This window comes from Streptomyces aurantiacus (assembly GCF_001418335.1).
GTDB lineage: Bacteria > Actinomycetota > Actinomycetes > Streptomycetales > Streptomycetaceae > Streptomyces > Streptomyces aurantiacus.
Genome location: NZ_LIPP01000090.1, coordinates 1 through 14352, shown reverse-complemented (window position 1 = coordinate 14352; position 14352 = coordinate 1). Strand labels below are relative to the sequence as shown.

Here is a 14352-nt window from a genome sequence, read left to right as displayed (position 1 = left end):
GGGCGGGGTCGGCGTGTCGCTGGGCGGCGTGGGGCTCGGGCTCGTGGAGCCCCCGCCCTGGGGCCGGCCGCTGGGTGTCGTCGTACGCGGAGAGGTCGGTGTCGGACTGCTGCTCGATCCGTTGCCGCCGTCGCTGCGGCTGGAAGGCAGCGTGCCCGTGCCGTCCGGGACCTCGTGGGTGCCCTTGCGGTAGTACTCCAGCCACGACAGGACGGTGTTCAGGTACTCCGTCGAGTTGTTGTAGCTGAGGATGGCGCGCCTGAGGTCGGCGCGGTCGGACAGGTCCCAGTCGAACCGGCACAGGTAGTGGCCGGCCGCGAGGGCCGCGTCGTAGATGTTGTTGGGGTCCTTCTTGCCGTCGTCGTTGCCGTCGCGGCCCGCCCACGCCCAGGTGGAGGGGATGAACTGCATGGGGCCCACGGCACGGTCGTGGGTGGTGTCCCCGTCGTACGCGCCGCCGTCGGTGTCGGTGATCCGCGCGAAGCCGTTGCCGTCGAGGACCGGGCCGAGGATCGCAGGGGTCGCGGTGCCGTTGGCGTCGACCTTGCCGCCACGGGCCTGTCCCGACTCGACCTTGCCGATGGCCGCGAGAAGCTGCCAGGGGAGCTTGCACCCGGGCTTGGACTGGCCCAGCGACGTCTCGGCCTTCTTGTAGGCGTCCAGGACGGTCGCGGGTATGCCCGCTGCGGCGTCGCCCGTCGCGCCGGGGGTGCCGCCGCCCGCGCTGGGTGACGGCGTCGGGCTGTTGAGGGGCGGCAGGTCCGTGTAGTAGGGCGAGTTGCCGGTCGCGCTGCCGTCGGCGTTCGCGTCGGGCGAGGGCTGGGAATCGGCGCTCTGTCTGCCCTGAGGGGTGTCCGTCACGCCGGGGGCCTGGGATGCGGAGAGAGCCGCGACCGCGAGGGCGGCCACGGCGGTGGTTGCCGCCCCCTTGACGACTCGCCTGCCGAATTGCGCCGCCATTGCGTGAACCCCTCCCGTGGACGATCGCCCGACTTCCGCGCGTTCGCGTTCTCCTGCTGTCCGGTGCTGTTGCCGTCCGGTGCTGTGCGGCCGTGCTCCCCAGTACGGCGACCCAGGCGACCCTACGACAACTTCTGCCGCGCAGACACCTGTTCGGGTCCGGTCTTCACCGGTTGGCCATATCCCGTTTGTCCTGCCCCCGGAACGCCCCGGCATGCCCGGCCACCGGGAACCGTTCGCGCATACTGGGCGTCACTGATCAAGGGATGGCCAGGCCCACCCAACAGGTCGACCAAGAGGACCGTCAGAATCTTTCGGGCCGGTCGATGCCGTTCGCGAGGAGCCCCGTGCCGTTCACACTCAGCCATGCCGCGGCCGTCCTGCCTGCGGTGCGCGCCGACGGGTCCGGCCGAGGCCGACTGATTCCGGCCGTCCTGGTGGCCGGTTCGTTCGCACCCGACATGACCTACTACGTGGCGAGCGTGCTGCCGGAGGCAATGCAGTTCGGCGATTTCACGCACTCCTTCACCGGAGTGTTCACGTTCGACGTCCTGGTCGCCTGGGCGCTCGTGGGTGCCTGGCTGGTACTGCGCGAGCCGCTGGTGGCGCTGCTGCCGCGGGGCCGGCAGGGGCGGATCGGGGCGTTCGTTCGTTGTGGTGCGCCGCGCGCCCGGCCGCGGCCGTCGCTCGTCCTGTGGTGGTACGTGTCCGCGGTGTCCGGCGCGCTGACCCATGTCGTGTGGGACGCGTTCACGCACCTCGACCGGTGGGGCATGCGGGTGTTCCCCGCCCTGGGGCGGGACATCGCGGGTTCTCCCCTGTACTGGTATCTGCAGTACGGCGGTTCGGCGGTCGCGGCCGTGGGGATCGCCGTCTTCCTGGTGGTGGCCCTGCGGAGGCAGCGCGACGCGGAGTCCACGGGCGCACCCGTACCCGTGGGCGTGCCCGTGCTGTCGGTACGCGACCGCTGGCTCGCGGCGGCCCTGATCGGCGGGTGCGCGGCGGTGGCGGCTGTGCAGCGGGCAACCCGGTGGTGGGACTACTGGGGGTCGCGGGCCGAGCCCTGGGAACTGATTCCCACGGTGTGTTTCGGGGCGGGGGCGGGGCTGGCCGTCGGCTTCATTGCGTACGCGGTGGCCGTCCGGGCATGGCGCCCGTTGCCCGTTGACGAGTGCGGGCCGTCCACGGCTGGTCGCGCGGTTCCCCGCGCCCCTGAAGACGCGAAAGCTGGGGCGCAGCCCCGCTTTCAGGGGCGCGGGGAACTGCGCGACCAGCCCCCACAACCCGCACCCGAAAAGGACCCCGCACCCCGGCGGAGCTAATGCGCTGCCGACTCCCAGTCCCCGCCCCAGCCCACCGACACATCCAGCGGCGCCCTGAGTTGCACCGCGCCGGCCATCTCCCGGCGGACCAGTTCCTCTGTCCTCGCGCGCTCGCCCGGGGCGATCTCCAGGACGATTTCGTCGTGGACCTGGAGGAGCATGCGGGACGTGAGGCCGGCCTCACGCAGCGCCCGGTCCACGTGCAGCATGGCGATCTTGACGATGTCCGCCGCCGTGCCCTGGATCGGCGCGTTCAGCGCCATGCGCTCGGCCGCCTCGCGCCGCTGGCGGTTGTCGCTGTTGAGGTCGGGGAGGTAGCGGCGGCGCCCGAAGAGCGTCGCCGTGTAGCCCGTGTCCCGCGCCTCGTCGACCGCCCGGCGCAGATAGTCCCGTACGCCTCCGAAGCGCTCGAAGTAGGTGTCCATCAGGACACGGGCCTCGCCCGCGTCGATGTTGAGCTGCTGGGAGAGGCCGAACGCCGACAGGCCGTAGGCGAGCCCGTACGACATGGCCTTGATCTTGCGGCGCATCTCCGCGTCGACGGCGGAGCGCTCCACGGAGAACACCTGTGAGGCGACGGTGGTGTGCAGGTCCTCGCCGGAGGTGAAGGCCGCCAGCAGGCCCTCGTCCTGCGACAGGTGGGCCATCACCCGCAGCTCGATCTGGCTGTAGTCGGCGGTCATGAGGGACTCGAAACCCTCGCCGACGACGAAGCCGCGGCGGATCGCGCGGCCCTCCTCCGTACGCACCGGAATGTTCTGCAGGTTCGGGTCCTGCGACGAGAGGCGGCCCGTCGCGGCCACCGTCTGGTGGAAGGTCGTGTGGATACGGCCGTCCGCGGCGATCGTCTTGATCAGGCCCTCGACGGTCACCCGCAGCTTCGCCTGCTCGCGGTGGCGGAGCATGATGACCGGCAGTTCGTTGTCGGTCTGGGCGGCGAGCCACGCCAACGCGTCGGCGTCCGTCGTGTAGCCGGTCTTCGTCTTCTTCGTCTTCGGCAGGCCCAGTTCACCGAAGAGGACTTCCTGCAGCTGCTTGGGCGAACCGAGGTTGAACTCGTGTCCCACCGCCGCGTGCGCCTCCTTCACCGCCTGCTGCACGGCGCCCGCGAACATCTGCTCCATGGCCTCCAGGTGGGCCCTGTCCGCCGCGATGCCGTGCCGCTCCAGGCGGGCGAGCAGCGTCGAGGTGGGCAGCTCCATGTCCTGGAGCAGGTCGGCCGCGCCGACCTCCCGCAGCCGCTCCCCGAAGGCCTCGCCCAGGTCGAGGATGACGCGGGCCTGCACCATCAGCGCGTCGGCCTCGGCCCCCTCGTCCGCGCCGAAGGCGAGCTGTCCGTCGGCGGTCGCGGCGGGCGCCAGCTCCCGGCCGAGGTACTCCAGGGACAGCGCGTCCAGGTCGAAGGAACGGCGCCCCGGCTTGACCAGGTAGGCGGCGAGAGCCGTGTCCATGGAGATGCCCGCGATGCTCCACCCGTGCTCGGCGAAGACCCGCATCACCGCCTTCGCGTTGTGCAGCACCTTGGGGCTGTCCGCGTCGGCCAGCCAGCGCGCGAACGCGTTCTCGTCGGTCTCGTCCAGCTGCGACGGGTCGAACCACGCGGCGGCTCCGCCGGCCGCGGCGAGCGCGACCTCGGCGACCGATCCCGTACCGAGCGCCCAGGTGTCGACCGTGGCGACCCCGAGGACCGCCGTGCCGTGCTCGGCCAGCCAGGGACCCAGCTCGCCCGCTTCGAGGACCGTGCCGTCCACGGCCACCCCCGCGGCGACCGGAGTCACGTCCTCGGCCTCCTGCGCCCCGGGATCCACGGCCAGCAGCCGCTCGCGCAGCGACGGGTTACGGATCTCCAGGGTGTCCAGGACCATCGCGACGGCCGTGCGGTCGTACGCGGCGCGCTCCAGGGCGGGGACCGCCCTCGGCAGCTCGACGTCGCACACCATCGCGGTCAGGCGGCGGTTGAGCTTGACCGCCTCCAGGTGGTCGCGGAAGTTCTGCCCGGCCTTGCCCTTGACCTCCTCGGCGCGCTCGACCAGCTCCGCGAACGAACCGAACTGGTTGATCCACTTCGCGGCGGTCTTCTCACCGACACCGGGAATGCCCGGCAGGTTGTCCGACGGATCGCCGCGCAGGGCCGCGAAGTCGGGGTACTGGGCAGGCGTCAGCCCGTACTTCTCGAAGACCTTCTCCGGAGTGAACCGGGTCAGCTCGGAGACGCCCTTGGTCGGATAGAGCACGGTCGTGTGCTCGGAGACCAGCTGGAAGGAGTCGCGGTCGCCCGTGACGATCAGCACGTCGAAGCCCTCGGCCTCGGCCTGCGTGGCGAGCGTGGCGATGATGTCGTCCGCCTCGAAGCCCTCCACGGCGAACCGCTCCGCGTGCATCGCGTCGAGAAGCTCACCGATCAGCTCGACCTGACCCTTGAACTCGTCCGGCGTCTTCGATCTGTTCGCCTTGTACTCCGCGAACTCCTCGGAGCGCCACGTCTTGCGGGACACGTCGAACGCCACCGCGAAGTGCGTGGGCGCCTCGTCGCGCAGCGTGTTGGCGAGCATCGACGCGAAGCCGTAGATCGCATTCGTCGGCTGGCCCGTCGCTGTCGTGAAATTCTCCACGGGCAGCGCGAAGAACGCTCGGTACGCCAGCGAGTGCCCATCCATGAGCATCAGCCGCGGGCGTCCCCCGCCGGAGGTCTTCTCGGTCTTCTTCGATGCTGTCTCTGCCACAACCACGATCCTGCCACGCCCCACTGACAGTCGGCCCCGCCCCGCCGCCCACGGCCCCGCCCACGACCCCGTTCCCGGCGCCGGAGCACGGTCCGTGGCACACGCTCGGCACCCGCCCCCGGGGCCTGGGCACGATACGTGTCAGTACCACGTGCGACCATCGGAGACGTACCTCACACCTGCGCTCGAAGAGGAGGCCGAGATGGCCGGCAAGCCGCCCCAGAATGATCCGGTTCAGGACGCGCCGCAGGTCGCCGGACCGAAGCATGCTGCGGCCGGGCTGCCGGCCATCGGGCACACCCTGCGCATCGCCCAGCAGCAGATGGGCGTGAAACGCACGGCCCTGACACTGCTGCGGGTCAATCAGAAGGACGGCTTCGACTGCCCCGGCTGCGCCTGGCCCGAGCCGGAGCACCGGCACACCGCGGAGTTCTGCGAGAACGGCGCGAAGGCGGTCGCCGAAGAGGCCACCCTGCGCCGCGTCACCCCCGACTTCTTCGCCGCGCACCCGGTCGCCGACCTCGCGACCCGCAGCGGCTACTGGCTCGGCCAGCAAGGCCGCCTCACCCACCCCATGTACCTCGCGGAGGGCGCCGACCGCTACGAGGCGGTGTCCTGGGAACGCGCCTTCGACATCGTCGCCGAGGAGCTCACCGGCCTCGCCTCCCCCGACGAGGCGCTGTTCTACACCTCGGGCCGCACCAGCAACGAGGCGGCGTTCCTCTACCAGCTGTTCGCCCGCGAGTTCGGCACCAACAACCTGCCGGACTGCTCGAACATGTGCCACGAGTCGTCCGGCTCCGCGCTGAACGAGACCATCGGCGTCGGCAAGGGCAGCGTCCTGCTCGACGACCTCTACCGGTCGGACCTGATCATCGTCGCCGGGCAGAACCCGGGCACCAACCACCCACGCATGCTCTCCGCCCTGGAGAAGGCGAAGGCCAACGGCGCGAAGATCATCACGGTGAACCCGCTGCCCGAAGCGGGCATGGAGCGCTTCAAGAACCCGCAGACCCCCCAGGGCATGTTCAAGGGCGCCGCGCTCACCGACCTCTTCCTGCAGATCCGCATCGGCGGCGACCAGGCCCTCTTCCGCCTCCTGAACAAACTGATACTCGACACCGAGGGCGCCGTCGACGAGGCCTTCGTCGGCGAACACACCCACGGCTACGAGGAGTTCGCCGAGGCCGCCCGCGCCGCCGACTGGGACGAGACACTCACCGCGACAGGCCTCACGCGCGCGCAGATCGACGAAGCGCTCAGCATGGTCCTCGCCTCGAAGCGCACCATCGTCTGCTGGGCGATGGGCCTCACCCAGCACAAGCACTCCGTGCCGACGATCCGCGAAGTCGTCAACTTCCTCCTGCTGCGCGGCAACATCGGCCGCCCCGGCGCGGGCGTGTGCCCGGTGCGCGGCCATTCGAACGTGCAGGGCGACCGCACCATGGGCATCTTCGAACGCCCCGCGCCCGCCTTCCTCGACGCCCTGGAGAAGGAGTTCGGCTTCGCCCCGCCCCGCGGCCACGGCTACGACGTCGTACGGGCCATCCGCGCGATGCGGGACGACAAGGCCAAGGTCTTCTTCGCGATGGGCGGCAACTTCGTGTCGGCCTCCCCCGACACCGAGGTCACCGAGGCGGCCATGCGCCGCGCCCGCCTCACCGTGCACGTGTCGACGAAGCTCAACCGCTCGCACGCCGTCACGGGCGCGCGTGCCCTGATCCTGCCCACCCTCGGCCGCACGGAGCGCGACCTCCAGGGCGGCGGCGAACAGTTCGTGACCGTCGAGGACTCCATGGGCATGGTGCACGCCTCACGAGGCCGCCTGGAACCCGCGAGCGGCCACCTGCTGTCCGAACCGGCCATCGTGTGCCGCCTCGCACGCCGCGTCCTCGGCGCCGAATCCCGCACCCCCTGGGAGGAGTTCGAGAAGGACTACGCGACCGTCCGCGACCGCATCGCGCGCGTCGTCCCGGGCTTCGACGACTTCAACACCCGCGTCGCCGACCCGGCGGGCTTCGCCCTCCCGCACGCCCCGCGCGACGAGCGCCGCTTCCCGACCGCCACCGGCAAGGCCAACTTCACGGCCGCGCCCGTCGAGTACCCGAAGCTCCCCGCCGGCCGCCTGCTCCTGCAGACCCTGCGCTCGCACGACCAGTACAACACCACCATCTACGGCCTCGACGACCGCTACCGCGGCATCAAGAACGGCCGCCGAGTGGTCCTGGTGAACCCCGACGACGCCCGCGAACTCGGCCTCGCCGACGGCTCGTACACCGATCTGGTCAGCGAATGGAAGGACGGTGTGGAGCGCCGCGCCGCCGGCTTCCGCGTCGTGCACTACCCGACGGCCCGCGGCTGCGCGGCCGCCTACTACCCGGAGACGAACGTCCTGGTGCCGCTGGACGCCACCGCCGACACCAGCAACACGCCCGCCAGCAAGTCCGTCGTCGTCCGTCTGGAACAATCGACCACCGACTGAGCGTTCGCTTAGACGCGCGTTCCGGACACCCGGACCACGACCCGACGACCGACGACGTAAGGAAACGGACCCCATGGGCGAGCAGCACCACGTGAAGTTCCCACAAAAGGTCATCGACGAGTACTCGGCACTCGGCGTGGACCTGGTCGCCATGTTCTCCGCGGGACACCTCGGCACCCGCATGGGCGTCCAGATCATCGAGGCCTCCACGGACCGCGTCGTGGGCACCATGCCGGTCGAGGGCAACACCCAGCCGTACGGACTCCTGCACGGCGGCGCCTCCGCCGTACTCGCCGAGACCCTCGGCTCGGTCGGCGCCATGCTGCACGGCGGCAGCTCCAAGATCGCCGTCGGCGTCGACCTCAACTGCACCCACCACCGCGCCGCCGCCTCCGGCCTGGTGACCGGCGTGGCCACCCCCCTGCACCGGGGCCGCTCGACAGCCACGTACGAGATCGCCATCAGCGACGAGAACGGCAAGCGGGTGTGCAGCGCCCGACTGACGTGCATGCTGCGCGACGTGAACACCGGCGACGAACAGCGGGTACGCGCCGGGCACTGACCGCGCCCGCCACCCGACCCGCCACCCGGCCGGCCACGCGCCCGAGCCACGGACGCCGTCCCGGCCGGGCCCCGCCCTTCCCGGCCGCCGGCGCCGCCACCACGACGCATCGCGGCCCGCCTCTTTTCGACGTAACACTCCGTAACACATGCGCAATACAGCATCACGGTCCTGACATCGATGGCGCCCGCTTCCGAGACCTTTCCCGGCCACTCCGCACCACCTGTGACCCGGTCCGACGGCCAAGCCCGTCCACGTACAACCGGAAGTGCGGGTTCTCAAAATGTGGACGGCGGGGAAGCTCCACCAAACCGGTCGAGACCCCTCGCTCCGTAAGGGCACGATCCGGTACGTCATAACAAGAAAGTCACAAGCCAGCATCGGACCATGCTCTGCCTGCGCACCAGGCCTAGAGTCACGCCCAGTCACCGCTCCACCGGGAGTTCGGTACCTCGGCATCCGTCGGCCCCACACGGGCGACCCATGCCTGCGAAAGGACTGATTGTGCGACAGCGTTCTATGGTGATATTCACCTCCATTCTCACCACCGGAGCCCTGACCCTCACCGCATGCGGCTCCCGTGACGACAGCGGCGACGGCGACAGCGGCGACGGCGGAAGCACCACCCTGACCATCGGTGTGGACGCCCCGCTCTCCGGCGAGAACTCCACCACCGGCCTCGGCATCCAGTACGGCGCACAGATCGCCGTGGACGACGCCAACAAGAAGAACACCGTCCCCGGCGTCAAATTCAAGATCAAGGCCCTGGACGACAAGGCCCAGCCCGCCACCGGCCAGCAGAACGCCACGGCCCTCGTCGGCGACAAGTCCGTCGTCGGCGCCGTCGGCCCGCTGAACTCCGGTGTCGCCCAGTCGATGCTCCAGGTCTTCTCCAGCGCCGACATGGTCCAGATCTCGCCGGCGAACACCAACCCCGAGCTCACCATGGGCAAGAACTGGCAGACCTCGCCCAAGCGCCCGTACAAGACGTACTTCCGCACCGCCACCACCGACGCCCTCCAGGGCGGCTTCGCGGCCGAATACGCCTACACCGGCCTCAAGAAGAAGAACGTCTTCGTCGTCGACGACAAGCAGACCTACGGCGCCGGCCTCGCCAAGCTCTTCAACGAGGCATTCGTCAAGGCCGGCGGCAAGGTCGCGGGCACCGACCACGTCAACACCGGCGACAAGGACTTCGGAGCCCTCGTCTCCAAGATCAAGGCCGCCAAGGCCGACCTCGTCTACTACGGCGGCCAGTACGACGAGTCCGCGCTGATCACCAAGCAGCTCAAGGACGCCGGCGTCAACATCCCGCTCTTCGGCGGCGACGGCATGTTCGCCACCACCTACATCGAGACCGCCGGCAAGCCCTCCGAAGGCGACCTCGCGACCGCCATCGGCGTCCCCGTCGACACCCTCCCCGGCGCCAAGGCCTTCGTCGACACCTACAAGGCCAAGGGCTACAAGGGTGACTACGGCGCCTACGGCGCCTACGCCTACGACGCCACCACCGCGATCATCAACTCGGTGAAGGCCGCCAAGGCCGCCAACGACGACAAACTCCCCTCCGGCGACGAGCTGCGCTCCAAGGTCGTCGAAGAGGTCCAGAAGGCCGACTTCGAAGGCATCAGCGGCAAGCTCTCCTTCGACGAGTTCGGCGACACGACCAACAAGCAGCTCACCGTCTACCAGGTCGAAAAGGGCAAGTGGAAGGCCGTCAAGACCGGCACCTACGACCCCAGCTGACAGCACCCGGCTGACGCTCACCCAGAGCACCCACGGGCCGCGCGGAAGGAGAACCCCCACCGCGCGGCCCGTTTCCACACCCACCCCCCGCGTGCACGCCACAGTGCACAACGACCAGCGACTATGGAGGCCATGCGGTGAACACCCTGCCGCAGCAGCTGGCCAACGGGCTGCTTCTAGGCTCGATGTACGGGCTCATCGCCATCGGCTACACGATGGTGTACGGCATCGTCCAGCTCATCAACTTCGCGCACGGCGAGATCTTCATGACCGGAGGCTTCGGCGCACTCACCGTCTACCTGGCCCTCCCCTCGGGCACATCGATGTGGGCCCTCGTGCCCCTGATGCTGATAGGCGGCGCCATCGTCGCCGTCCTCATCGCCGTCGGAGCGGAACGGTTCGCCTACCGACCACTGCGCGGAGCGCCACGGCTGGCACCGCTCATCACCGCCATCGGTCTCTCCCTGGCCCTCCAGGAAGTCGTCCGCAACTTCTACCCCGACGCCGACCGCGCCCGCGCGTTCCCCGGCCTCGACAACACCCATGACATCGGCTCCGTCACCATCAAGGACGCCGACATCTTCCTGATCCTCGCCGCCATCACCTGCATGGCGTTCCTCGCCCTGTTCATCAGCCGCAGCCGCACCGGCCGCGCCATGCAGGCCACCGCGCAGGACCCGGACACCGCGCAGCTCATGGGCATCGACACCAACCGCATCATCGTCATCGCCTTCGCCATCGGCGGCCTCTTCGCCGCCGTCGCGTCCGTCGCCTACGGACTCAAGTACGGCAACATCGACTACCGCATGGGCTTCCTCATGGGCCTCAAGGCCTTCACCGCGGCAGTCCTCGGCGGCATCGGCAACATCTACGGCGCCATGCTCGGCGGCCTCGTCCTCGGAGTCGCCGAAACCCTCGCCTCCGCCTACATCGACGGCATCCCCGGCATGGAGCAGCTCGGCGGCGCCAGCTGGGCCAACGTCTGGGCCTTCGCCCTCCTCATCCTCGTCCTCCTCTTCAGGCCACAAGGCCTGCTGGGCGAACGCGTCGCGGACAGGGCGTGACCACCATGACCGAGATCCTCACCAAAACAGACCCCGCCACCCGCGGCCTCGTCCCACTGCCCCACGCCGCGGCCCGCGTACTCCTCCTCGCCGGCGGCGCGGCCACGGCCGCCTCCGCGTTCCTCGCCTGGACCTGGACCAGCGCGTTCCCCGGCGACCTCACCATCAACGGCTACCCCGGCGGCCTCCAGTGGCTGACCTTCACCGCCGGAATCCTCACCGTGCTCTTCGCACTCGCCCGCTACGGCACCCCCGGCCTCGGCTGGCTGTCGCCCACGGGCAACAACGCACCCGTGGTCCTCAGCGCACTCGGCGCACTCGGCACCACCTGGTTCACGGTCATCGCCATCGCGACCGACCTCGGCGGCCTCACCAACCTCGAACCCGGCGCATACGTCGCCGCCGTCGCCTCCCTGCTGCCGCTCCTCGCGGCACTCGCCCTCCCCCAGCAAGGCGCAGGCGAACAGACCGCCAAGGAAACCCTCGGCCATTACATCGCCAAGGCCGAACGCATTCCGGCCCCCCGGGCCACCGCCCCCTGGATCCAGCGGCTCGTCATCACCGCCGTCACGATCATCGGTCTCGCCACCTTCACCTACGGCATCGACACCGAATACGGCGAACTCTTCATCGGCTACCTCTTCGTCGTCGTCTTCACCCTCTGGGCCCTGCACACCGCCGGCCTCGTCGACCGCTTCTCCGCGCTCGTCGCCGGCAACCGCAGTTTCACCCTCGCGATGGGCTTCGCCGCCGCCATCGCCTTCCCCTTCACCCAGACCGACGACCACTACGCCAACATCGGCGTCAACATCCTCATCTTCGGAACCGTCGCCCTCGGCCTCAACATCGTCGTCGGCCTCGCCGGACTCCTCGACCTCGGATACGTCGCCTTCCTCGGCGTCGGCGCCTACACCGCCGCCCTCGTCTCCGGCTCCGAGTTCTCCACCTTCTCCGGCGTACAGTTCCCGTTCTGGGCCGCCGCCCTCAGCGGCGCCGCCGCATCGCTCATCTTCGGCGTCCTCATCGGCGCCCCCACCCTGCGACTGCGCGGCGACTACCTCGCCATCGTCACCCTCGGCTTCGGAGAGATCTTCCGCATCGCCGTGAACAACCTCGACGGCGACTCCGGCCCCGACCTCACCAACGGCCCCAACGGCATCCCCGCCATCCCCGACCTGTCCTTCTTCGGATACAACTTCGGGGAATCCCACGACATCGCCGGCTTCACCCTCGGCCGCTTCGCCAACTACTACCTGCTCATGGTCCTGATCATGGCGATCGTCGTACTCGTCTACACCCGCGCCGCCGACTCCCGCATCGGCCGCTCCTGGATCGCCATCCGCGAGGACGAAACCGCCGCCACCGCCATGGGCATCAACGGCTTCCGCGTCAAACTCGTCGCCTTCGCCCTCGGCGCCTCCCTCGCCGGCCTCGCCGGCACCGTCAGCGCCCACGTCACCTACAGCGTCGTCCCCAACCCCTACCAGTTCGCCGGCTCGACGCCACCCAACTCGGCCTTCCTCCTGGCCGCCGTCGTCCTCGGCGGCATGGGCACCGTCGCCGGCCCCCTCCTCGGCGCCGCACTGCTCTACCTGCTCCCGGAGAAACTCGTCTTCCTCCAGGACAAGTCACTCCTCGCCTTCGGTATCGCCCTCGTGCTCCTCATGCGCTTCCGGCCGGAAGGCATCATCGCCAACCGCCGCCGCCAGCTCGAATTCCACGAGACCGGCCAACTCGACGTACCAGACACCACGACGTTGACCGACCAACCGGCCGTCACCAAGACGGGGGCCTGACCACGATGACGACACAGACGACACCAGTACTCGAAGCACGCGACGTCACCATGCGCTTCGGCGGCCTCACCGCCGTCCGTTCCGTCGACTTCACCGTCAACAGCGGCGAGATCGTCGGCCTCATCGGACCCAACGGCGCCGGAAAAACCACCTTCTTCAACTGCCTCACCGGCCTGTACGTGCCGACGGAAGGAAAGGTCTCCTACAAGGGCACCGTCCTCCCGCCGAAGCCGCACCTCGTCACCCAGGCAGGCATCGCCCGCACCTTCCAGAACATCCGGCTCTTCGCCAACATGACCGTCCTGGAAAACGTGCTCGTCGGCCGCCACACCCGTACCAAAGAAGGCCTCTGGTCCGCGCTCCTGCGCGGACCCGGCTTCAAAAAGGCCGAGAAAGCCTCCGAGGACCGTTCCATGGAACTCCTCGACTTCATCGGCCTCGCCCACAAACGGGACCACCTCGCGAGGAACCTCCCCTACGGCGAACAGCGCAAGCTGGAAATCGCCCGCGCCCTCGCGAGCGAACCCGGCCTGCTCCTGCTCGACGAGCCCACCGCCGGCATGAACCCCCAGGAGACCCGGGCGACGGAGGAACTGGTCTTCGCCATCCGCGACCAGGGCATCGCCATCCTCCTCATCGAGCACGACATGCGCTTCGTCTTCAACCTCTCCGACCGCGTCGCCGTCCTCGTCCAGGGCGAAAAACTCGTCGAAGGCACCCCCCAGGTCGTCCAGGCCGACGAACGCGTCGTCGCCGCCTACCTCGGGACCCCCTTCGAGGGCGCACCCGGAGCCGACGAAGTCGCCGAAGTCGAAGCCGCGGAAGCCGACGCGGACACGGCAACGCCAACGGCAACGGCGGACAGCACCACCAGCACGCGAGGAGAATCCCAGTGACCGCACTGCTAGAGGTCGAAGACCTCAAGGTCGCCTACGGCAAGATCGAAGCGGTCAAGGGCATCTCCTTCAGCGTCGAAGCAGGCCAGGTCGTCACCCTCATCGGCACCAACGGCGCCGGCAAGACCACGACCCTGCGCACCCTCTCCGGCCTGCTCAAACCCACCTCGGGCAAGATCCTCTTCGACGGGAAGCCCCTCAACGGCGTCCCCGCACACAAGATCGTCGCCCTCGGGCTCGCCCACTCCCCCGAAGGCCGGCACATCTTCCCGCGCCTCACCATCACCGAGAACCTCTACCTCGGCGCCTTCCTCCGCAAGGACAAAGAAGGCATCGAAAAGGACATCCAGCGCGCCTACGACCTCTTCCCCATCCTCGGAGAACGCAGGAAGCAGGCCGCGGGCACCCTGTCCGGCGGTGAACAGCAGATGCTGGCCATGGGCCGGGCCCTCATGTCCCAGCCCAAACTCCTCATGCTCGACGAACCCTCCATGGGCCTCTCACCGATCATGATGCAGAAGATCATGTCCACCATCGTCGAACTCAAGTCCCAGGGCACGACGATCCTCCTCGTCGAACAGAACGCCCAGGCCGCGCTGTCCCTGGCCGACCATGGCCACGTCATGGAGATCGGCAACATCGTGCTGTCCGGCACCGGCCAGGACCTCCTGACCGACGAATCGGTACGCAAGGCGTACCTGGGCGAGGACTGAGCCCCCGGCTCCGCCGCTTGTGCGGTTCGTACAGCGTGTACGGCTGAGGCCCGCACCCGGATTTCTTCGGGTGCGGGCCTCAGCCGTA

The 14352-nt window shown here is 69.2% G+C and carries 10 protein-coding genes; 8 read left to right on the top strand and 2 right to left on the bottom strand.

Going from position 1 to position 14352, the window contains the following annotated elements:
• The coding region (locus AOK01_RS13400; protein WP_157871286.1) for a lytic transglycosylase domain-containing protein at positions 1-960 on the bottom strand (960 nt) is incomplete at its 3' end.
• A gap of 347 nt (positions 961-1307) precedes the next feature.
• Between AOK01_RS13400 and AOK01_RS13395 the strand changes: the two genes are divergently transcribed.
• A complete protein-coding gene (locus AOK01_RS13395) occupies positions 1308-2282 on the top strand; it encodes a DUF4184 family protein (protein WP_079103387.1) in 975 nt (324 codons plus the stop codon).
• On the opposite strand, the gene polA is transcribed toward AOK01_RS13395, so the two are convergent.
• A complete protein-coding gene (polA, locus tag AOK01_RS13390) occupies positions 2279-5005 on the bottom strand; it encodes a DNA polymerase I (protein ID WP_055511221.1) in 2727 nt (908 codons plus the stop codon). The genes AOK01_RS13395 and polA overlap by 4 nt on opposite strands.
• 202 nt (positions 5006-5207) lie before the next feature.
• Here polA and AOK01_RS13385 point away from each other — a divergent pair, with 202 nt between their 5' ends.
• From AOK01_RS13385 to AOK01_RS13355, 7 genes are all read left to right on the top strand, one after another.
• Positions 5208-7487, top strand: coding sequence for an FdhF/YdeP family oxidoreductase (locus AOK01_RS13385; protein WP_055511220.1), 2280 nt, complete (start codon positions 5208-5210; stop codon positions 7485-7487).
• Positions 7488-7560: 73 nt separating this feature from the next.
• Entirely contained in the window at positions 7561-8049 is a 489-nt protein-coding gene (locus AOK01_RS13380) for a PaaI family thioesterase (protein WP_055511219.1), read from the top strand.
• A 519-nt stretch (positions 8050-8568) separates the two neighbouring features.
• On the top strand, positions 8569-9795 hold the full coding sequence (locus AOK01_RS13375) for a branched-chain amino acid ABC transporter substrate-binding protein (protein ID WP_055511218.1): 1227 nt from the start codon (positions 8569-8571) through the stop codon (positions 9793-9795).
• Between the two features lie 137 nt (positions 9796-9932).
• On the top strand, positions 9933-10859 hold the full coding sequence (locus AOK01_RS13370; RefSeq protein ID WP_055511217.1) for a branched-chain amino acid ABC transporter permease: 927 nt from the start codon (positions 9933-9935) through the stop codon (positions 10857-10859).
• A gap of 5 nt (positions 10860-10864) precedes the next feature.
• Entirely contained in the window at positions 10865-12655 is a 1791-nt protein-coding gene (locus AOK01_RS13365) for a branched-chain amino acid ABC transporter permease (RefSeq protein WP_055511222.1), read from the top strand.
• Positions 12656-12660: 5 nt separating this feature from the next.
• Positions 12661-13551 (top strand): ABC transporter ATP-binding protein, encoded by an 891-nt coding sequence (locus AOK01_RS13360; RefSeq protein ID WP_055511216.1) that lies wholly within the window; start codon positions 12661-12663, stop codon positions 13549-13551.
• Positions 13548-14264 (top strand): ABC transporter ATP-binding protein, encoded by a 717-nt coding sequence (locus tag AOK01_RS13355; protein ID WP_055511215.1) that lies wholly within the window; start codon positions 13548-13550, stop codon positions 14262-14264. Before AOK01_RS13360 ends, AOK01_RS13355 begins: the two co-directional genes overlap by 4 nt.
• Positions 14265-14352 lie beyond the last annotated feature (88 nt).

Bases quoted from the DNA above. Each gene is read 5' to 3' on its own strand.
- AOK01_RS13385 (WP_055511220.1), top strand. From the start codon at position 5,208: ATGGCCGGCAAGCCGCCCCAGAATGATCCGGTTCAGGACGCGCCGCAG.
- AOK01_RS13380 (WP_055511219.1), top strand. From the start codon at position 7,561: ATGGGCGAGCAGCACCACGTGAAGTTCCCACAAAAGGTCATCGACGAG.
- AOK01_RS13375 (WP_055511218.1), top strand. From the start codon at position 8,569: ATGGTGATATTCACCTCCATTCTCACCACCGGAGCCCTGACCCTCACC.
- AOK01_RS13365 (WP_055511222.1), top strand. From the start codon at position 10,865: ATGACCGAGATCCTCACCAAAACAGACCCCGCCACCCGCGGCCTCGTC.
- AOK01_RS13360 (WP_055511216.1), top strand. From the start codon at position 12,661: ATGACGACACAGACGACACCAGTACTCGAAGCACGCGACGTCACCATG.